A 23,247-nucleotide genomic window follows, 5' to 3' on the forward strand; every position below is an offset into this window, starting at 1 on the left:
CGGCCGGGGACCTTTAGCCATGTATCTCGGTGAAATGCTCCCGCAGCGCCGCGCCGATCTCGGTCAGCGCCTCGGGAGAGGTCATCGCACCGTGCGAACATCCGACGAGATATTCGCGCAGTGCACCTCGTACCAGCGGATGCCACTGTGCCGCACCCGGATTCGGACCGCGTTCGGCGGCCGGTCCGTCCACGAGGGTCGCGGTGAACAGCAGCATGTCGCCGTCGTACCCGCCCGGCCGATACCGAGAACCCATACGGCTGCCCGCCAGATAGGCGGCGTACAGGCGCTCGACGTGGCGGGCGGTCAGTGCGCCGAACGGACCCGGCCGCTCACCGAGCAGCCGCGCCGCCTCCTCCGCGGTGACGTCCGACTCGCGCAGGTCGTCGTCGCCGAGCAGGGCGCCCAGCAGTTCCCCCGTGGTCGGCTCGGCCGCTTCCGGCTCGTCCGCGAGGATCCGGCTGTCCAGCACCGCCAGCTGCGCAACCCGCTCGCCGGACGCCGTCAGCCGCACGGCCATCTCGTAGGCGATCAGGCCGCCGAGCGACCAGCCGAGCAGGTGGTACGGGCCGGTGGGCTGGATCTTCCGCAGCTCCTCGACGTAGCGGTCGGCCAGTTCCTCGACGGTCTCGGGCCCGGTGCCGTCGCCGGTGAGGTGCGGCATCTGCAGCCCGTACACCGGCCGTTCGGCGCCGATGTGCGGCAGCAGCCCGGCGTAGCTCCAGGACACGCCGCTCACCGAGTGCACGCAGAACAGCGGGGCCTGGTCGCCGCCCGGACGGATCGGAAGAACCGTCTCGAACGCCGCGTCGGCCATCGCCGCCTCGCCCGCGTCCGGCGATCCGATCCGCGCGGCGATACCCGCGGGGGTCGGGTCGAGGAATACCGCCTGCACGGGCACCTCGAGCGCGTACCGCTCCCGCACGACCGCCGCCAGCCGCGCGGCCAGCAGGGAGTTGCCGCCGAGTTCGAAGAAGCTGTGCTCGCAGCCGACCCGGTCGATGCCGAGGACCTCCTCGAACGCGGCGCACAGCGCCGACTCCGCGGCCGTGACCGGAGCGCGGTATTCCGCGCCGGCGGTGAATTCCGGCGCCGGCAGCGCGGCCCGGTCGAGTTTGCCCGCGACCGTCACCGGCAGCGCGTCGAGCAGCGTGATCGCCTGCGGCACCATGTAATTCGGTACCCGCTCCACCAGATGGGCCCGCAGCTGGAGCTCCGTGCAGCCCGAGCCGGGCACCGGCTGCACGTAGGCGGCCAGGGCCTGCCCGCCGGCGGGCAGGTCGCAGGCGGTCGTGACCGCCCGCTCCACGGCGGCGTGGCTCACCAGGGCGGCGTCGATCTCGCCGAGTTCGATGCGGAAGCCCCGGATCTTGACCTGATCGTCCGTGCGGCCGAGGTATTCGATCTCGCGGTCCGCGGTGTGCTGCGCCCAGCGGACCAGATCGCCGGTGCGGTACATGCGCTCGCCCGCCGCGCCGTAGGGGTTCGCGACGAACCGCTCGGCGGTCAGGCCGGACCTGCCGTGGTATCCGCGCGCCAGGCCGGCACCTGCCAGATACAGCTCACCGGGAACGCCGACAGGCACCGGGCGCAGCCGTCCGTCGAGCACCATCAGGCCGAAGCCGCGGATCGGGCCGCCGAGCGTCACCGGTGTTCCGGGCCGCAGCGGCATGCTCAGCGCCGCCGCGACCGTGGCCTCGGACGGGCCGTAGGCGTTGTACATCCGCCGCGACCGCGCGCCCGGCCCGAACGGCACGGCCCACCGCTCGACCAGTTCCGGTCCGGTCCGGTCGCCGCCCACCATGACCACCTCGAGGTCGTCGAGGCCGTCGGGATCGACGGTCGCCAGCGCGGCCGGGGTGACGAAGGCGTGCGTGATCCGCTGGCCCCACAGCAGGTTTCGCAGTTCCCCGCCGCCGTAGATGCCCGCCGGCGCGATGACCAGGGTGGCCGCGCCGCCGAGAGCGAACATCAGATCCAGCACCGCGGCGTCGAAACTCGGGGACGCGAAGTGCAGCACCCGCGCGCCCGGATGCACCGCGCAGCGCTCGGCCAGCTCCCGGGTGAAGTTGGCCAGGCCGCCGTGGGTGACGACGACGCCCTTGGGAATTCCGGTCGATCCCGAGGTGTAGATGAGGTACGCCGGATGCTCGAGCCGCGGCGCGACGCCCAGTTCACCCGCCCGGATGGGCGAATCCGCCAGCGCGTCCAGCCGGTCGGTGACCCACGGATCGTCGAGCACCAGCCAGTCCGGCCGGTCGGGCAGATCCGCGCGGCACTCTCGCACGGTCACGCCCAGCCGCGCACCCGAATCGGCGAGCATGTGCTCCTTGCGCGACCGCGGATACGCCGGATCGACCGGCAGGAACGCCGCCCCGGCCTTCACCACCGCGAGGACGGCCAGCACCGAGCGGATCGATCGCGGCACGCCGACCGCGACCACCGTCTCCGGGCCGGCGCCCGCGGCCAGCAGCATGCGGGCCAGCCGGTTGGTGGCCCGGTCGACCTGGTCGTAGGTCATCTCCTCGGCGCCGTACCGCAACGCCACCGCGCCCGGGTCCACGGCCGCGGCGCGGGTGAACAGATCCGCGAAACTCGTTGTCTCGCAGAGCCCGAGCCCGCGTACCGGGGACAGCGCGCGCTGTTCGGCGGGCGCCAGCACGGCGAGATCACCGACGGCGCGGCCCGGATCGGCGATCGCGGATTCGAGGACCCGGACGAACCGCTCGGCGAGCCGGTTGGCGGTCCGGGCGTCGAACAGGTCGGTCGCGTAGGTGACGCTGAGTTCGATCCCGTCGGGTTCGCCTGCCGCACCGAAGGTTTCGACCATCGTGAACTGCAGATCGAACTTCGCGGTGTCGATCTCGATCTCCTCGGCGTCGACCGTGACGCCGGGCAGCCGCAGCCCGGCCGGCGTCGCGCCGTGCACCGACAGCATCACCTGGAACAGCGGGTGATACGCGGTGGAGCGCATCGGCTCGAGGACCTCGACCAGCCGCTCGAACGGGACGTCCGCGTGCGCGAACGCCTCCAGGTCGCGGTCGCGGGCGGCCGCGAGCAGATCGCCGAAGGGACGGCCGGAGTCCACCTCGGTGCGCAGGACCAGGGTGCCGACGAACATGCCGATCAGTCCGTCGAGCTGGATGTCCTCGCGCCCGGCGATGGGCGTGCCGATGGCGATGTCGCCGGTGCCGCCCAGACGCGACAGCAGCGCGGCCAGCGCGGCGTGCAGCACCATGAACACCGACGCGTCGTGCCGGCGCGCGAGTTCGTGCACGGCCCGGTGCGCGGCGGCGTCGACGGCCGTGACGACCGTGGCGCCCCGATGGCTCGGGAGCGGCGGGCGCGGGCGATCGGACGGCAGTTGCAGGCAGTCCGGCAGGCCGTCGAGCGTGCGCCGCCAGTAGTCCAGCTGGGCCGCGGCGGCGCTGCCCGGGTCGTCGTCGCTGCCGAGCAGTTCGTGCTGCCACAGGCTGAAGTCGGCATACTGCACCGGCAGTGGCGCCCATCCGGGCGTGGCGTGGTCGATCCGCGCCCGGTAGGCGGCCGCCAGGTCGGCGGCCAGCGGGCCCACGGAACCGCCGTCGGCGGCGATGTGGTGGATGACGACGGCGAGCACGTGCTCCTCGGCCGACACCCGCAGCAGGAGCATCCGCACCGGGGTCTCGGTGGTCAGGTCGAATCCCGCTGCGGCGAAACGGCGTACGCGCCCGGCGACGGCGTCCGCGCCGACCTCGACGGTCTCCGAGCGGACCCGCGCCGGCACGATCACCTGGCTCGGGCCGTCCACCGAATCCGGGAACAGGGTGCGCAGGCTCTCGTGCCGTTCGACGACGTCGTGCAGCGCGCCCCACAGCGCGATGGTGTCGAGCGCGCCGCGCAGGCGCAGCACCACCGGGAGGTTGTAGGCGCCGGACGACACGTCGGCCCGGTTGAGGAACCACAGCCGCTGCTGCGCGGGCGACAGCGGGATGCGTTCCGGCCGTTCGCGCTTCGCGAGGAGCGGCCGGTCGGCGGCGGGGCCGGAGGCGTCCAGCAGAGCCGCGAGCCCGGCCGGCGTGGGATGGTCGAAGACCGCCCGCACCCCGAGCCGCTGCCCGCTCGCCGCCGCGATCCGCGCGACCAATTGCGTTGCCGACAGCGAGTTTCCGCCCAGATCGAAGAAGTTCTGGTCGGCGCCCACCTCGCGCCGGCCGACGGTGTCGGCCATGGCGGCCGCGACCAGTTCCTCGGTGGGTGTGGCCAGTGCGCGGCCGCCCTCGGACACGCCGAACACCGGGTCCGGCAACGCTTTCCGATCCAGCTTCCCGGTCGGGGCGAGCGGCACCGAGTCGAGGGCGACGACCGCCTCCGGCACCATGTGTGACGGCAGCCGCCGGGCCGCGTGGGCCCGCACCGCGTCCGTCGTCGCGCCGTCGCACACCACGTAGGCCACGATCCGGGCGTTCCCGGCCGGGTCGGGGCGGATCTCGGTGTGCGCGAACCGGATTCCGGGGCAGGCGGAGACGACCGCGGTGATCTCACCCGGTTCGATCCGGAAGCCGCGGACCTTGACCTGGTCGTCGCCGCGGCCGACGAAGACCAGCTCGCCGTCGCGGGTCCACCGCACCAGGTCGCCGGTCCGGTACATCCGCTCCCCGGCGTCGCCGAACGGATTCGCGACGAACCGGCCCGCCGTCTGTCCCGGGCGGCGGTGGTAGCCCTGGGCGAGTCCGGCGCCGCCGAGGTACAGCTCGCCCACGGCGCCGGGCGCGACCGGGCGCATCCGGGTGTCCAGCACCACCGCGGTGACGCCGCGCAGCGGACGGCCGAGGGTGATCGGGCCGCCGGGGCGCATCGGTTCGGACAGTGTGCCGGCGATGGTCGCCTCGGACGGCCCGTACCCGTTGATCACCTGCCGTCCGGTCAGCCACGGGGTGACGAGGTCCGAGTCGAACGCCTCGCCGCCCAGGTTCAGGGTGCGCAGCCGGGGCAGCGGCCAGCGCGCCGGGTCGATGGTGGCCAGGACCGCCGGGGTGATCGCGACGTGGGTGACCTCGTGCGTGTCGAGCAGGGCGGCGAGTTCGTCGCCGCCGTAGACGTCGGCCGGTGTGATCACCAGCGTGGCGCCCGCGCTCCAGGCCATGAGCAGTTCCAGCACCGCGACGTCGAAGCTCGGCGACGCCAGATGCAGTGTGCGCGACCGGGAGTCGATGCCGAACCGCCGCCGGTGCTCCTCGGCGCAGTTGCGCAGCCCGCGGTGGGTGACCGCCACGCCCTTGGGCCGTCCGGTCGACCCCGAGGTGTAGATGAGGTACGCGACGTCGTCCTCGTGCAGCCGCCGGGTGCGGACCGCGTCGAGTACGGCGTGCGAGACCGCGTGCGGCGTCTCCAGATCCTCCGGTGTCAGCCAATCGATATCGGCAGGCAGCGCGGCGCGGTCCTCCGGCCGGGTCAGCCCGATCCGCACGCCCGAATCCGAGAGCATGTGCCGGATGCGTTCGGCCGGATGCCGGACGTCGACGGGCAGGAACGCCGCCCCGGTCTTGGTGATCGCGAGGGTTCCGACCACCGATTCGACCGAGCGGGACATGCCCAGCGCGACCACGTCGCCGGGGCCGAGGCCGCGGGCGATGAGCGCGCGCGCCAGGCGATTGGCCCGGCGGTCGAGGTCGCGGTAGGTCAGCTGGACCGAGCCGCAGTGCACCGCGACACGATCGGCGTTCGCGGCGGCGGAGGCGAACAGCGACGGCAGGGTCCGCGGCGCGGCCGCCGGGGCGGTGCGCGCGGGGACCAGGGCGTCCCGCTCCTCGGCCGTCAGCAGATCGATATCGCCGACGGCCGTGTCCGGCGTCCGGCTCACCGCGGCGAGGATGCGGGTGAATCGCTGGGCGAGAGCGTCCGCGGTGTCGGCCTCGTAGAGGTCGGTGGCGTAGGTGAGGCAGACGTCGACGGCGCCGGGTTCGCGGTCGTCGCCCCAGGATTGGGTGACGGTGAACTGGAGATCCATCTTGGCGATGCCCGGATCGACGTCCTCGCTGACGATGTCCAGACCCGGCAGGCGCAGTGGCGCGGAGGCCAGGTTGTTCAGCGACAGGCCGACCTGGAACAGCGGGTGGTGCGCGGTGGAACGGCCCGGATTCAGCACCTCCACCAGACGCTCGAACGGCACGTCCGCATGCGCGAACGCATCGAGATCACTCTCCCGCACCGACTCCAGCAACTCCGCGAACGACCGCCCGCCGTCCACCTCCGACCGCAACACCAGCGTCCCCACGAACATGCCGACCAGGCGGTCGAGCTGAGGGTCGGTGCGGCCCGCGACCACGGTGCCGACGGAGATGTCGCCGCTGTCGCCGAGGCGGGCGAGCAGGACGGCCAGCGCGGCGTGCAGCACCATGAAGACGCTCGCGTCGTATCGCCGGGCCAGCTCCACGAGTCCGGCGTGGACGTCGGGTTCCACCCGTGCCGTCACCGAGGCGCCGCGGTGTGACGAGACGGCGGGGCGGGGCCGGTCGGTGGGCAGCTCGAGGCATTCGGGCAATCCGGCGAGCCGATTCGCCCAGTACTGAATCTGTTGGGAGAGAACGCTGTCCGCGTCTTCTTCGGCTCCGAGCACGTCGCGCTGCCACAGGCTGAAGTCGGCGTACTGCACGGGTAACGGCGACCAGTCGGGAGCGTGGCCGGACCGCCGCGCCTCGTAGGCCGTCGTCACGTCCGCGGCGAGCGGGGCCAGCGACCAGCCGTCCGCCGCGATGTGATGCAGCACCAGGACCAGGACGTGCTCGCCGGGTGCGAGGCGGAACAGCGTGGCGCGCAGCGGCGGGTCCACCGTGAGGTCGAATCCGGCGGCGGCGCGGTCCGCGATCGCTGCCTCGAGGTCGTCCGACGCGCAGTCGATCAGCGGCAGGTCCGGCCGATGCTCCGGCACGATCACCTGCCTCGGGCCGTGCTGGTCCTCGGGGTAGACGGTGCGCAGCACCTCGTGCCGATCGGCCAGGTCCGCGATCGCCTCCCGCAACGCCCGGGCGTCGAGATCGCCGCGCATGCGCAGCACGGCCGGGATGTTGTACGCGCCGGAGGCAGGGTCGAAGCGGTTGAGGAACCACAGCCGCTGCTGCGCGGGTGACAGCGGGATCCGGCCGGGCCGTTCCCGGGCCGCCAGTTCCGGCCGGGTCACGCCCGAGCCGGTGGCGTCGAGGACCATGGCGAGCGCGGCGGGTGTCGGATGTTCGAAGACCGACCGCACCGCGAGCTGACATCCGGTGGCCGCCGCGATGCGGGCCACCAATTGTGTTGCCGACAGCGAGTTTCCGCCCAGATCGAAGAAGCTGTGGTCGGCGCGGACCTCGTCGCGGCCGATCACCTCCGCCATGGCCGCGGCGATCAGTTTCTCGGTGGGCGTGCGCGGTTCGCGGCCCTCCGCGACGGCGAACACCGGTTCGGGGAGGGCCTTGCGGTCGAGCTTGCCGGTGGCGGTGAGCGGCACCGAGTCCAGCACCACGATCGCCGACGGCACCATGTGCGCGGGCAGGCGGCGGGCGGCGCGGGCACGCAGGTCCTCCGGGTCGAGGCCGGCGCCGGCGGTCGGCACGACGTAGGTGACGATGCGCCGTTCACCGGTCTCGTCGTCGCGAACCTCGGTGTGCGCCAGTTGAACTCCCGGTTCGGCCGAGAGGACGGCGGTGATCTCGCCGAGTTCGATGCGGAATCCCCGCACCTTCACCTGATCGTCCGACCGCCCCACGAACACCAGTCCGCCGCGCGACCACCGCACCACATCACCGGTGCGGTACATACGTTCGCCCGCCCCGCCGAACGGATAGGCCACGAAACGCGATGCGGTCAAAGCGGTCCGGCCGACGTACCCCCGGGCCACACCACAACCCACCACGTACAACTCCCCCGCCACACCGACCGGCACGGGACGCAACCGGCCGTCCAGCACCACCACGCCCACGCCGCGGATCGGGCCGCCCAGCGCCAGCGCGTCGCCGGGCGACAGCGGTTCGGACATCAGCATGACGATGGTGGTCTCGGTGGGGCCGTACACGTTCCGGAACATGCGGCCGGGCGACCAGCGCTCCATCAGGTCGGCGCCGTAGGACTCGCCGCCGACCGCCAGGCATCGCAGATCCGGCAGGGGGTGGCGGCGGGTGTCGATGCTCGCGAGTGCGGCGGGCGTGATGAACGCGTGCGAGACCCGTTCGCGCTCCAGCAGAGTCGCGAGTTCGTCGCCGCCGTACACGTCGGTCGGCGCGATCACCATCGTCGCGCCCGCGCACCACGCCAGCAGCGCCTCCAGGACCGAGGCGTCGAAGATGGGCGAGGCGAAATGCAGTGTGCGCGACTCGGCGTCGATCAGATAGCGGTCGCGCTGGGCCGCGGCGAAGTTCGCCAGTCCGCGATGGGTGACGGCGACGCCCTTGGGCAGCCCCGTCGACCCGGACGTGTAGATCACGTACGCCACGTCGTCGACCGACAGCGGGCGGACCCGATCGGCATCCCGCACCGGCGACGCGTCGCCGGTCACGTCCGAGGGAACCACCCACGTCACATCCCCCGGCAGTGCCGCGGCGTCGTCCGCCGCGGCCAGCCCGAGCCGGACGCCGGAGTCCGACAGCATGTGCCGGATCCGCTCGGCGGGATGGCGGGGATCGATCGGGAGGTAGGCCGCACCGGTCTTGGTCACCGCCAGCGCCGCGAGGACCGACTCCGCGGAGCGCCGCAGGGCCAGCGCCACCACATCGCCGGGTCCCGCGCCGAGCCCGATCAGCGTGCGCGCCACGCGGTTCGCCGCCTCGTCCAGTTCGCGGTAGGTCAGCTCCGCCGACTCCGACCGCAGCGCAACATGATTCGGTCCGGCGGCGACTGCGGCGGCGAAGCACTCCGACAGCGGCGCGGCCGGGACCGCCGGGCCGCCGTGCGCCGGGACGAGGGCCTTTCGCTCGGCCGCGTGCAGCAGGTCGATATCGCCCACCGCGAGCCGCGCGTCGGCCGCGACGGCGGTCAGTACTCGAATCAGGCGCTCCGCCAGCGATTCCGCGGTCGCCGGGTCGAACAGGTCCGACGCGTAGGTCAGGTGCACCTCGACGCCGCCGGGCGCGTGATCGGCCGTCCACGACTGCGTGAAGGTGAATTGCAGGTCGAATTTGGCGGTGCCGGAGTCGAGGGGTTCGGCGGTGACGTCGAGTCCGGGCAACCGGACGGTGCCCGGTGCGTCGTCGTGCACCGAGAGCATCACCTGGAACAGCGGATGGTGTGCGGTGGACCGGGCGGGGTCGACCGCCTCCACCACGCGTTCGAACGGCACGTCCGCGTGGGCGAACGCGTCCAGGTCGCCGTCCCGCACCGCCGCCAGGACCTCGGCGAACGAGTGTCCGGTGTCGACCCGGGCGCGCAGGACCACGGTGGCGACGAACATGCCGACGAGACGGTCCAGCTGCGATTCGGAACGGCCGGCCATGGCGGTGCCGACCGCGATGTCGCCGGTGCCGCAGAGGCGGGCGAGCAGGACGGCGAGCGCCGCGTGCAGCACCATGAACACGCTGGCGTCGTGCTTCCGTGCCAGCGCGACCAGGTCCGCGTGTGCGGTCGCGTCGAGGCCCGCCGTCACGGATCCGCCGCGATAGGAGGGCACGGCGGGGCGTGGGCGATCCGACGGCAGTTCGAGGCATTCGGGCTGTCCGGCCAGCGCCTGCCGCCAGTACGCGAGCTGCGTGGCGGCCAGGCTGTCCGGATCGTCCTCGTCGCCGAGCAGGTCGTCCTGCCACAGGCTGAAGTCGGCGTACTGGACGGCCAGCGGCTCCCAGTCCGGCGCGTGACCGGCGCGGCGGGCGTCGTAGGCGGCGGCCACATCGGCGGCGAGCGGTGCGAGGGACCATCCGTCGGCCGCGATGTGGTGCAGCACCAGGACCAGGATGTGCTCGTCGTCCCGCTCGCGGAACAGCCCGGCACGCACCGGCGGCTCTGCCGTCAGATCGAAACCGGTGGAAGCGAATTCGGCGACCGCGGACGCCTCCGGGCGTACCGCGCCGAGTGGTGTGCCGTCCGGCCACAGCGCCGCGGCGTCACGCACGGACTGCACCGGGCCGTCCGCGTCCGGGAAGACGGTGCGCAGCACCTCGTGCCGGTCCGCGATATCGCCCAGCGCCGCCCGCAGCGCCTCGATATCGAGGTCGCCGCGTAGCCGCAGCGCCAGTGGGATGTTGTACAGGCCCGAGCCGGTGTCGAAGCGGTTGAGGAACCACAGGCGGCGCTGGGCGGCGGACAGCGGAATGCGATCGGGGCGCTCGCGCGGCGTGAGTGCCGGCCGCGTGCTGTCGCCGGGTTCGGCGGCGTCCAGGATCCGGGCGAGGTCGGCGGGCGCGGGATGTTCGAAGACCGTGCGCACCGCGAATCGGTGGCCGGTCGCGGTCGCGATCCGCGCGACCAGGCGGGTGGCCAGCAGCGAGTTGCCGCCGATGTCGAAGAAACTGTGGTCGGCGCAGACGGTTTCGCGACCGGCCACCTCGGCCATCGCCGCGGCGACCAGGATCTCGTTCGGCGTCGCCGGCTCCCGGCCCGAGACAGCGCCGAATACGGGTTCCGGCAGGGCGGCGCGGTCGAGCTTCCCGGCGGGCGTCCGCGGAATCTCCGCCAGCACGACCACGGCGGCGGGGACCATGTGCGCGGGCATCCGGTCGGCGGCCTCCCGGCGCACCGATTCCGGGGTCACCGATCCGGTGGCGTCGGCCGGGACCACGTAGGACACGATCCTGGCCTCGCCCCGCTCGTCGGTCCGCACCTCGGTGTGCGCGAAACCCACACCGGCACAGACGGATACGACGCTGGTGACCTCGCCGAGTTCGATGCGGAATCCCCGCACCTTCACCTGGTCGTCCGACCGCCCCACGAATACCAGGTCGCCGCCGGGCGTCCACCGCACCACGTCTCCCGTGCGGTACATCCGCTCTCCCCCGCCGAACGCGGACGCCACGAACCGCGACGCGGTCAATCCCGTGCGGCCCACGTATCCCCGGGCCACACCGCACCCGAGCACGTACAGCTCTCCCGCCACGCCGACCGGCACCGGGCGCAACCGGTCGTCCAGCACCACGACGCCCGCACCGCGAATCGGACCGCCCAGCGCCACGGGTTCGCCGGGGCGCAGCGCGTCCGAGAGCAGCGGCGCGACAGTGGCTTCCGAGGGCCCGTAGGCATTGAACATCCCACGGTCGACGGCCCAGCGCCGGACGAGGTCCGCGCCGACGGCCTCACCGCCGACCACGAGCGACCGCAGCCGCGGCAGCGACCGTCCGGGATCGATGCTGGCCAGAGCGGCCGGGGTGAGGAAGGCGTGCGAAACCTGTTCGCGCTCCAGCAGATCCGCGAGTTCGTCGCCGCCGTACACATCGGCCGGCGCGATCACCATCGTCGCGCCCGCGCACCACGCCAGCAGCATCTCCAGGACCGAGGCGTCGAAGCTCGGCGACGCGAAATGCAAGGTGCGAGAACGGGATTGCACGCCGTACCGGTCGCGCTGCTCGGCCGCGAAGTTGGCGAGGCCGCGGTGGGTCACCGCGACGCCCTTCGGCACGCCGGTCGACCCGGACGTGTAGATCACGTACGCCACATCGTCGACCGAGACCGGCCGCACGCGGTCGCCGTCGCGCACCGGGGCGGCGTCGCGGGTCTCCGCGTCGGCGGCGGTCAGCCAGTCGACGTCCGCGGGCAGGCTGTCCGCGTCGGCGGCGGTGGTGACACCGAGCCGGGCGCCGGAGTCGGCGAGCATGTGCCGGATCCGTTCACCCGGATACCGCACGTCCACCGGCAGATACGCCGCACCCGTCTTCGCGACCGCGACCACGGCGACCACCGATTCCACCGACCGCGCCAACGCCAGCGCCACGATGTCGCCCGGTCCGGCGCCGCGTCCGATCAGCGCGCGCGCCAAGCGGTTCGAGCGCTCGTCCAGTTCCCGGTAGGTCAGGCCCCGCCCGTCGTATCGCAGCGCGACCCGATCGGGAACGGCCGCCTCGGTGACGAGGTCGGCCAACGTCACCGCGGGCAACGAGGCCGCGCCCGCGGCCGGGACCAGGGCCGTGCGCTCCCAGTCGTCCAGGACGTCGATATCGCCGACCGCCCGAGCGGGCGTCGAGGCCACCGCGTCGAGGATCGCGAGGTACCGGCAGACCAGTCCGTCCGCGGTCGCCGGTTCGAACAGGTCCGCGGCATAGTCCAGCCGCACCTCGATGCCATCGGGCAGATGCGCGCCGGTATGGGCCTCGGTCAGGGTGAACTGCAGGTCGAACCGCGCCACGTCGGCGTCGATCCGCTCGCCGTGAATGTCCAGCTCCGGCAGCGTGATTCGCACGGGCTGCGAGTTCTGCACCGACAGCATCACCTGGAACAGCGGGTGGTGCGCGGTGGAACGGCCCGGATTCAGCACCTCCACCAGACGCTCGAACGGCACGTCCGCATGCGCGAACGCATCGAGATCGCTCTCCCGCACCGACTCCAGCAACTCCGCGAACGACCGGCCCCCGTCCACCTCCGACCGCAACACCAGCGTCCCCACGAACATGCCCACGAGGCGGTCCAGCCGCTCGTCGGAGCGGCCCGCGATCGGCGTGCCGATCGCGATGTCGCGGGTGCCGGACATGCGGGCCAGCAGGATCGCGAGCGCCGCGTGCAGCACCATGAACAGGCTCGCGCCGCGCGCGCGGGCCAGGTCGGCCAGCCGCTCGTGCAGGGCCGCGCCGACACGGGCCGTGGCGGTCGCGCCGCGGTGCGAGGCGATCGCCGGGCGGGGGTGGTCGATCGGCAGTTCCAGGCATTCGGGCAGTCCGGCCAGCCGTTCGGTCCAGTAGCCGACCTGCCGCGACAGGACGCTGTCCGCGTCGTTCTCGTCGCCCAGGACCTCGCGCTGCCACAGGCTGAAGTCCGCGTACTGCACCGGCAGCCGCTCCCACCCCGGAGCATTCCCGGAGCGCCGCGCCTCGTACGCCGCCGTCACGTCCGCGGCCAGCGGTTCGAGGGACCAGCCGTCCGCCGCGATGTGGTGAACGATCAAGGCCAGCAGATGGTTTCGGTCGTCGGCGCGGATCAGTTCGGCCCGCAGCGGCGGCTCGGCGGTGAGATCGAACCCGCGCGCGGCCAGCTCCCGGGCCCGCCGCGGCGCCTCATCCGCCGGGGCGTCGGTGACCGGCAGGGCCGGATCGGCCGCGCCGGGCGCGAGCACGAGCTGACTCGGCCCGTCGTCGGAGTCGGGGAACAGCGTGCGCAGGCTCTCGTGGCGTCCGACGACATCGCACAGCGCCTGCCGCAGCGCCTCGATATCGAGCGGACCGCGCAGCCACAGCCCGATCGCGATGTTGTAGGCGCTGGAGGCGGTGTCGAACTGGTTCAGGAACCACAGCCGCTGCTGTGCGGTCGACAGCGGGATGCGGTGCGGCCGTTCGGCACGGGTCAGGGCGGGGAGCGCGGCGTGGCCGTCCCGGCCGGCGGCGTCCAGCAGCGCGGCCAGTCCGGCGGTGGTCGGGTGTTCGAAGACCGACCGCACGCCCAGCCGGTGACCGGAGCGGGCCGCGATCCGCGCCACCAGCCGTGTCGCCGACAGCGAGTTGCCGCCCAGATCGAAGAAGCCGTGGTCGGCGCATACCTCCGGCACGCCGATCACCTCGGCCATGGCGGCCGCGACCAGGATCTCGGTGGGGGTCGCCGCCGGTCGGCCCGGACGGACGGCCGCGGTGAGGTCCGGTTCCGGCAGCGCCCGGCGGTCCAGCTTGCCGGTCGCGGTGCGGGGAATCACGGACAGCGGTACGAGGGCAGCCGGAATCATATGCGCGGGAAGCCGATTCGCGACGTGCTCCCGGATCTCCTCCGGGTCGGGGCCCGCACCGTCGGTGGCAACCAGGTAGGTCACGAGGCGCGGTTCGCCCGCATGGTCGTGCCGGACCTCGGTGTGCGCGAACCGCACCGCCGGGTGCGCGGCGACGGCCGCGGTGATCTCCCCGAGTTCGATGCGGAAGCCGCGAATCTTGACCTGGTCGTCGGCGCGTCCGATGAGGGCCAGGGTCCCCGAAGCGGTCCAGCGCGCGAGATCGCCCGTCCGGTAGAGCCGTTCACCGGCCCCGTCGAAGGGATTCGCGACGAATCGGTCCGCGGTGGCGCCGGGCCTGCGGTGGTATCCGCGGGCCAGACCGTCACCCGCGAGGTACAGCTCGCCCACCACGCCCGTCGGTACCGGGCGCAGCCGCGCGTCCAGCACCACCGCGCTCGTACCGCGCAGGGGACGTCCGAGTTCGATGGGCCCGCCGGGTTCCAGCGCACCGATGGTGACGGCGACGGTCGCCTCGGTCGGGCCGTAGGCGTTGAACATGTGGCGGCCGGGCGCCCACCGGCGCACCAGTTCGCCGTCGCAGGCGTCGCCGCCGACGATCACGCACGACAGCCAGTCCAGCCGATGCCGGTCCGGCTCGACGGTCGCCAGCGCGGCGGGCGTGACGAACGCGTGGGTGACCTGGTGCCGGGCGAGCAGATCGCCCAGATCGTCGCCGCCGTAGACATCGGACGGCGCGAGGACCAGCGATGCCCCGGCGCCGAAGGCCAGCAGCAGTTCCAGGATCGACGCGTCGAAGCTGGGCGAGGCGAAATGCAGGACACGGGAATCGGATTCGACGCCGTACCGCTCACGCTGCTCGGCGGCGAAACCGGCCAGCCCGCGGTGGGTGACCGCGACGCCCTTGGGATGTCCGGTCGATCCGGAGGTGTAGATCAGGTAGGCGACATCGTCGATCCGGACCGGGTGCCTCCGGTCGGCGTCGGTGATCGGGGCGGCGGACGCCGTGGCGACGGGCATCAGCCAGCGCACCTCGGCGGGCAGCAGGCCCGCGTCGTCCGGTGCGGCGAGTCCGATGCGCACCTGAGCGTCGGACAGCACGTACCGGATGCGATCCGCCGGATTCCCCGGATCGATCGGCAGGAAGCCGGCGCCGGTGCGGGCGATCGCGAGCGCGCCCACGACCGAATCCACCGAGCGCGGGAATGCCAGCGCGACCACGTCACCCGCGCCGACACCCTGCCCGATCAGCATGCGCGCCAGGCGATTCGAGCGCGCGAACAGTTCCCCGTAGGTGATCCGCGTGGCACCGGCCCGCAGTGCCTCCCGGTCCGGATCGGCGTCCGCGATCCGGTCGAACAGGGCGGTGAACGTGCGCGGCGTCTCCCCGGCCGCGCCGCGCGCGGGGACGAGCGCCGCCCGCTCGGGCGCGTCCAGCAGGTCGGCGTCGCCGACGGCTGCCGCCGGGTCCTCGGTGACCGACGACAGCAGGCCGACGAAGCGTTCCGCGATGCGCTCGGCCGATTCCGGATCGAACAGATCGGTGGCATAGGTGAGGCGCAGCTCGATGCCGTCCGGTGCGCGGTCACCGGTGTAGCGCTCGGTGAGGGTGAATTCCAGGTCCCACATGGAGATTCCGGTCTCGACCGCCTGCGCGACGGCCTCGAGCCCGGGCAGCGGCAGGACCTCCGGCACCGAATCGTGCACCGACAGCACGACCTGGAACAGCGGATGATGCGCGGTCGAGCGGACCGGGTTGAGCAGTTCGACGACGCGCTCGAAGGGAATGTCGTTGTGCGCGAACGCGTCCAGATCGGATTCGCGCACGGCGGCCAGCAGGTCGGTGAACCGTGCGGCGCCGTCCACCCGCGTGCGCAGCGCCAGTGTCCCGGCGAACATGCCGACCAGCGGATCCAGCTGCGCGTCGGTGCGCCCGGCGATGGGCGTGCCGACACACACGTCCCCGGTCCCGCCGAGCCGGGCCAGCAGGGCCGCGAGCGCCGCGTGCGCCACCATGAACACGCTGGTCTCGGTGCGCCGCGCCAGCCCCACCAGTGCGGCGTGCAGTGCGGCGTCCACCCGCAGCGCGACCGACGCGCCCCGCTGCGAGGCCACCGCGGGCCGTGGCCGGTCGGCCGGAAGGTCCAGGCGGTCGGGCAGATCGGCGAGCCGGTCCAGCCAGTAGCCGGCCTGGACGGCGGCGACGCTCCGCGGATCGTCCTCGTCGCCCAGCACCTCGCGCTGCCACATGCTGTAGTCCGCGTACTGCACCGGCAGCGGCTGCCAGGAAGGCGTCACACCGTCGCGGCGGGCCGCGTAGGCGGCGGCGACGTCGGCGGCCAGCGGCGACAGCGACCGGCCGTCGGCGGCGATGTGGTGCACCACCACGCCGAGCACGTACTCGTCGGGACCGGTGAGCAGCAGTTCCGCCCGCAGGGGCGGCTCGGCGGTGACGTCGAAGCCCGCGCCGGCGAGTTCCCGCAGCCGGAACTCGGCCGCCTCCGGGCTCACGGTCGTGATCGGAAGATCGAGCGCCACTTCGGAATTCAGGAGGATCACCTGGTGCGGGCCGTCCGGCCCGTCGGGGAAGACGGTGCGCAGCGATTCGTGCCGCTCGACCACATCGCGGAGCGCGCCCGCCAGCGCCGCCACGTCGAGGTCGCCGCGCAGCCGCAGCGCGACGGCGATGTTGTAGGCCCCCGAATGCGGATCGAACCTATTGAGGAACCACAGTCGCTGCTGGGCCGGGGAGAGCGGGATCCGCTCCGGCCGTTCCCCGGCGGTCAGCACCGGCCGGACGCCGGTACCGGACTGCCGTTCGACGTGCGCGGCCAGCGCCTCGACGGTCGGGGCCTCGAACAGAGCGCGCACGCCGATCGAGGTGCGCGCGGCGGCGCTCAGGCGCGCGGTGACGCGGGTGGCGGCGAGCGAATTGCCGCCGAGGGCGAAGAAGTCGTCGTCCAGGCCGACCTGCGGCAGGCCGAGCACCTCGGCGTAGGCCGCCGCGACGAGGCATTCGGCCGGTGCGTGCGGCGCCCGGAACTCGGCGATCTCGAAGACGGGTTCGGGCAGCGCCCTGCGGTCCAGTTTGCCGTTGGCGTTCAGCGGTAACGCGTCGAGGACGAGGAACGCCGAGGGCACCATGTACGACGGCAGCACCCCGCTCAGCCGCGCGCTCACCGCCGCGGTGTCGATCGGCGCGCCGTTCGCGGCCACCAGATAGGCGACCAGGCGGTCGCCCGCGCTGTCGCTGTGCGCGATCACCGCGGCCGCGGTGATCTCCTCGAGGGCCAGCAGGGCCGCCTCGACCTCGCCCAGTTCGATCCGGAAGCCACGGACCTTCACCTGGAAGTCGGTGCGCCCCAGGTATTCCAGTTCGCCGGTGGGTTTCCATGCCACGAGATCGCCGGTGCGATAGAGGATCTCACCCGGGCGATTCGCATAGGGGTGCGCGAGGAAACGTTCCGCGGTCAGCCCCGGCGCCGCGAAGTATCCGTGCGACAGCTGCGCCCCGGCGAGGTACAGCTCACCGGCCACGCCCATCGGGACCGGCCGCAGCCGCGAATCCAGCACGTACACCTGGCTGTTCCATTCGGGAACGCCGATCGGCACGGTGCCGGAGTGCGTTTCGTCGACCCGGCGCGCGGTGATGGACACCGCGGCCTCGGTGGGCCCGTACAGGTTCCACAGCTCGACGCCCGGATTGCTCTCCCGGAAACGCTGCGCCGCCGGTCCCGGCAGCGCCTCGCCGATCACCAGCACCGCGCGCAGCGAGGCGGGCAGGGACGCGCCGGTGGTGAGCAGCGCGTCGAGGGTCGAGGGCACCAGGTGCAGCACCGAGACGCGATGCGTCTCGACGGCCTTGGCCAGATACACCGGGTCGCGATGCCCGCCCGGCGCCGCCACCACGAGACGGCCGCCGCAGACCGGCGCGCACCAGAACTCCCACACCGACAGATCGAAGGTGGCCGCCGTCTTCAGCAGCACGGTGTCGTCCGGTCCGAGCGCGAATGTCGCACGCTTCCACGCCAATTGGTTGACGATGGCGCGGTGCGGGACGGCGACGCCCTTCGGCCGGCCCGTCGAGCCGGAGGTGAAGATGAGATAGGCGGTGTGCTGCGGGCGCAGCGGCGCGAGCCGGTCGCGGTCGGTCACCGGCGCGGGCGACACCGACGACAGATCGAGGGTGTCGATCTCGATCGCCGGGGCGTCCGCCGTCCCGCGCACCCCGTCGCGGCGCGTGGTCAGCACGCAGCGCGGCGCGGCGACGTCGAGCACGTACCCCAGCCGGTCGGCCGGCTGGTCGGGATCCAGCGGCACGTACACACCGCCCGCGACCGACACCGCGTACATGCCGACCACCAGGTCCACCGACCGCCGCATGCCGAGCGCCACCCGGGTCTCGGGTCCGACGCCCTGCGCGATCAGGTGGCGCGCCAGGCGATTCACGCGATCGGCGAACTGGCCGAAGGTCAGCGACCAGGTCGGTTCCCGGTCGTATCCGTCGGACACCACCGCCACGGCCTCGGGAGTCCGCGCGACCTGCTCGGCGAACAGGGACGCGAGCGTGGCGGCCGGGATCGGGTGCCGGGTCCGGTTCCACTCGTACAGCATCGCGGCGCGTTCGTCGGCGGCCAGCACCTCGATATCCCCCACCGGATGCCGCGGCGCGGCGACGACGGCACGCACCACGCGCCCGAAACGCGCGGCGATCGACGCCGCGGTCGCCTCGTCGAAGAGATCCGACGCGTAGGCCAGGTGCCCGGTGATGCCGGCCGGGGCGCCGGAGTCGTCGTACTGGTCGGTCACCACCAGTTGCAGGTCGAATTGCGCTATCCCCGTGTCGATTTCGGCGGCCATGACGGTCAGGCCCGGAATCCTCATATCGACCTGCTCCAGGTTCTGGAACGAGAATCCGACCTGGACCAGCGGGTGGCGCGCGGTGGAGCGCACCGGGTTCAGTTCCTCGACCAGCCGCTCGAACGGGATCTCCGCGTGCGCGAAGGCGCCGAGATCGACCTCGCGCTGCCGGGCGAGCAGGGTGGTGAACGATTCCCCGGCCTCGACGCGGGCCCGGAATACGAGCGTATTGACGAACATGCCGATCACGCCGTCGAGTTCGCGCTCGCCGCGGCCCGCGATCGGGGTGCCCACCGCGATATCGCCCATCCCCGACAGCCGGGCGAGCAGGACGGCGAAGGCCGCGTGCGCCGCCATGAACAGCGTCGCGTTACCGCCGCGGGCCAGATCGACCAGACCGGCGTGCAGTTCGGCATCGATCGCGATCGGCACGCGGCCGCCCTCGAACGACTGGGTGGCGCCGCGCGGGCGGTCGTAGGGCAGGCTCAGCTCGTCCGGGAGATCCGCCAGCTGTTCGGTCCAGTAGGCCAGCTGGATGGCCGCGCGGCTGCCGGGCACCGCCTCGTCACCGAGCGAATCCCGTTGCCAGACACTGTAGTCCGCGTACTGCACGGGCAGCGGCGGCCACTCGGGGGCGTGGCCGGCGTGCCGGGCGCGGTAGGCCGCGGACAGGTCGTCCGACAGCGGGCTCAGCGACCAGCCGTCGGCGGCGATGTGATGGATCACCAGCGCCAGCACGTGCTCGTCCGGCCCGACGCGGAACACCTTGGCGCGCAGCGGGGTATCGGCGGTCAGGTCGAATCCGGCGCGCGCGAAATCCCGCAGCCGGTCGACGACCTCCGCCGGGTCGGTGTCCACGACCGGCAGCGTCACCTCGAGCTCGGCGGACGGCAGGATCACCTGCCGGGGGCCGTCGGCGCCGTCCGGGAAGAGGGTGCGCAGGGTCTCGTGGCGCTCGACCAGGTCGGCGAGCGCCGCCCGCAGGGCCTCGATGTCGAGTTCGCCGCTCATGCGCAGGGTGAACGGGATGTTGTAGGTGCCGGCCGTGGGATCGAACCGGTTGATGAACCACAGCCGCTGCTGGGCAGGCGAGAGCGGAATCCGCTCGGGCCGCGGCCGCGCGGTCAGCGGCGCCGGTCCGCCACCGCTGCCGACGTGCCGTTCCACCTGCGCGGACAGCTCCGCCACGGTCGCTTCCTCGAGGAACAGCCGCACGGGCAGCCGGGCGCCGACGTGTTCGCCGAGACGCGCGGCGGCCTGGGTCGCCGACAGCGAGTTGCCGCCGAGGGCGAAGAACCCGTCGTCCAGGCCCACGCGCTCGACGCCGAGCACCTCGCCGAGGGTGCGCGCGGTCGCGTACTCGATGGGCGTGCGCGGGGCGCGGTAGGCCCGTACCTCGGCCCGCGGCGCGGGGAGCGCTCGCCGGTCGAGTTTTCCGTTGGTGGTCAACGGAATCGCGTCGAGGACCACGAAGGACGCCGGAATCATGTAGTCCGGCAGGACGGCCGCCACGCCGGTGGCCACCGCGCCGGTGTCCGGCGCGATCCCGTCCTCCCCGGTGAGGTAGGCGACGATGCGCCGGTCGCCGGGGATGTCCTCGCGCACGATGACCGCGGCCGTCCGCACGCCGTCCTGGGCCAGCACCGCGGCCTCGATCTCGCCGAGTTCGATGCGGAAGCCGCGAATCTTGACCTGGTCGTCGGCGCGGCCGAGGTAGTCCATATCCCGTCCGGCGGTGGACTTTCCGAGGTCGCCGGAGCGGTACAGCCGCGATCCCGGGGCGCCGAACGGATTCGCGACGAAGCGGGCGGCGGTCAGCCCCGGCTTGCCGAGGTAGCCGCGGGCCAGCTGTTCGCCCGACACGTAGATCTCCCCCGGCACGCCCGCCGGGACCGGCCGTAACCTGTTGTCCAGCAGCACCGTTCGCAGGCTGTCGATGGCCGCGCCGATACCTCCGGCGTTCGGCCGCGTCACGTCCGCGGCGTCCAGCGCGCGGTGGGTGACGTGCACGGTGGTCTCGGTGATGCCGTACATGTTGACCAGCCGCGGCGCGCGGTCGCCGTGCCTTCCGAACCAGCCGCCCAGTCTCCGCAGTTCGAGGGCCTCGCCGCCGAACACGATGTGCCGCAACGCCAACGGCCGCGCGTCCGGGTCGGTCACGGCCGCGTCCGCGGCGTCGAGCTGATAGAACGCCGAGGGCGTCTGGTCGAGCACGGTGACCCGTTCGCGGCGCAGCAGCTCCAGCAGCTGCTCCGGCGACCGGGAGGTGAGGTAGTCGACCACGACCAGCGTGCCGCCGTGCAGCAGCGGGCCCCACAGTTCCCATACGGAGAAGTCGAAGGCGTGCGAGTGGAACATCGTCCACACGTCGGTCTCGTCGAAGCCGAATCGTTCCCGGGTGCCCGCGAACAGCGTCGCGACATTGCGGTGCGGGATCTGCACGCCCTTGGGCCGGCCCGTCGATCCCGACGTGTAGATGACGTAGGCGATGTGCTCCGGGCGCAGCGGCGCGCGCCGCTCGGCGTCGGTCACCGGCGAGCCGTCGCCCGCGTCCAGGTCGATGCCGTCCAGATCCAGCACCACCGGGCCGGGCGGCAACGCGTCCGGGCCTCCCGTCGAGGAGGTGACGGCGCAGACCGGGCGCGCGTCGGCCAGCATGTACTCGATGCGGTCGGCCGGATACGCCGGATCGATCGGCAGGTATCCGGCCCCGGTCTGCACCACCGCCAGCAGCGCCACGATCAGGTCCGCCGAGCGGGGCAGCGCGACCGCGACCAGCGTCTCGGGCCCGGCTCCGCACTCGATCAGCGTGCGCGCCAAGCGGTTCGCCCGCGCGTTCAGGTCGCGGTAGGTCAGGCTGTCGTCACCGCAGCGCACGGCCACGGCGTCGGCGCGCGCCCGCGCCGCCGCGCCGAACAGGGCGGGCAACGTCGCGTCCTCGTAGACCGGCGGGATCGCCGCCGCGGATTCGGCGGCGAGCCGGTGGTGTTCTGCCGCGCTCGCCAGGGGCAGGTCGGCGACCACGGCCTGCGGCCCCGCCGCGAGGAAGCGGCCGAGGTAGTCGAGGAAGCGCCGGTGGTGTGCGCGCAGTTCCCGGGCCTCGTACCGCTCGGGATTGCCGACGAAGTCGAGGCGCAGCCCGGCGTCCCCGCCGCCGTTGTAGATGTTGATCGACAGGTCTTCGACGGGCCCGGTCGACACCAAGTGGACGCTCGCGTCGGCGTCGCCGAACCGAATCCGGTTGTGGTACAGCATCAGATTGACCACGGGGCCGAAGAAGCCGCGGCGGTTGTTCGCGTTCCCGAGGTCGCGCCGCAGGTCCTCGTGCCGGTAGCACTGGTGCCGCAGCGCCTCGGCCAGCCGGTCCGCGGCCGTGCGGACCAGATGGTCGACGGTCGCGTCCGAATCGACCGGAATGTGCAGGGGCACGACGTTCGACACATATCCGGCCGACGACCGCAGCAGCGGGCTGGTGCGCGCCGTCACCGGCAGGCTCAGCACCACATCGGAATTGCCGGTCACCGCCGCGAAGTAGCCCGCGAGCGCCGCGGCGAACAGCGCGGGCCGCGAGACGCCGAATCGCTCACGCGCCGAGCCGAACAGTTCCGTCGCCGCCGCGTCCACGGCGCCGGTCTCCGTGCGCCGCCCCGCCCCGGCGGGCGCGGGACGGTCGCTGAGTTCGAAGTAGTCCGGCACGCCGGTCAGGCGGTCCAGCCAGTACCGCCGGTCCTCCACGAACGCCGCCGAATCCCGGTAGTCCAGCTCCGCCGTGTAGACCTGGTAGAGATCACCGGCCGCCGATTCGCTCGGCTCGGCGCCCGCCCGCGCCGCGTTGTAGTGCTCGACGATGCGGGCCATCAGCAGCATCGCGCCGTAGCCGTCGATCGCGATGTGGTGCATCTTCGCGTACCAGAGGTATTCGGCCTCGCCGACGCGCAGCACGACGGACCGGAACAGCGGTCCGTCCATGGGCATCGGCGCGCTCGCGTCCCGGTCCATCCACCGCCGCGCCGCCGCGTCGTCCTCGCCGCGCAGATCGACGACCTCCGACGCCAGCGGCGTCCGCGGATCCACGACCTGCGACGGCGTGCCCTCCACCTCGACCACCCGCAACCACAGGCTCTGCAGATCCGCCGCCGCGCCGGCGATCGCCGCGTCCAGCCCCTCGATGTCGAGCCCGCCTCGGATCTCGACGTACTGCGCGACCGTGAGCGGGACGTCCGGGGCGATGTGCTGGGCGTTCCAGATTCCGGTCTGCGCGGCCGAGAGCGGGAATCCGCGGTGCGCGTCCAGCGCGGTGCGGCCGGCGGATTCGGGTGCCAACGAGGTCATGCAATCGCTCCGTTCACGGTCGAGACAACGAGGTGACGCAACTGCAGGGGCAAGCCGGGACTGGCAGCACGAGAAGGGCTCCCCCGGGGAAAGTCGGAACACGCGGCCGAACGGATTGGTCGGTCTTATTCGCGATTCGGCGACCCGCGAAAATCACCGCGGTCACGTCCGGAACGGGAGAAAAAACGGTATCCACACCGAGCGTCGGCTGGCGGTATCCGATCACATCGAGTATGGGCGAATCACGGTAGCTG

The 23,247-nt window shown here is 72.7% G+C and carries 1 protein-coding gene; it reads right to left on the reverse strand.

Going from position 1 to position 23,247, the window contains the following annotated elements:
• Nucleotides 1-13: 13 nt before the first annotated feature.
• Nucleotides 14-22,993, reverse strand: a complete 22,980-nt coding sequence (locus ON41_RS27835; RefSeq protein ID WP_040750836.1) for a non-ribosomal peptide synthetase — start codon at nt 22,991-22,993, stop codon at nt 14-16.
• Nucleotides 22,994-23,247: the final 254 nt, after the last annotated feature.

It is taken from the genome of Nocardia transvalensis NBRC 15921 (assembly GCF_000308875.1).
GTDB lineage: Bacteria > Actinomycetota > Actinomycetes > Mycobacteriales > Mycobacteriaceae > Nocardia > Nocardia transvalensis.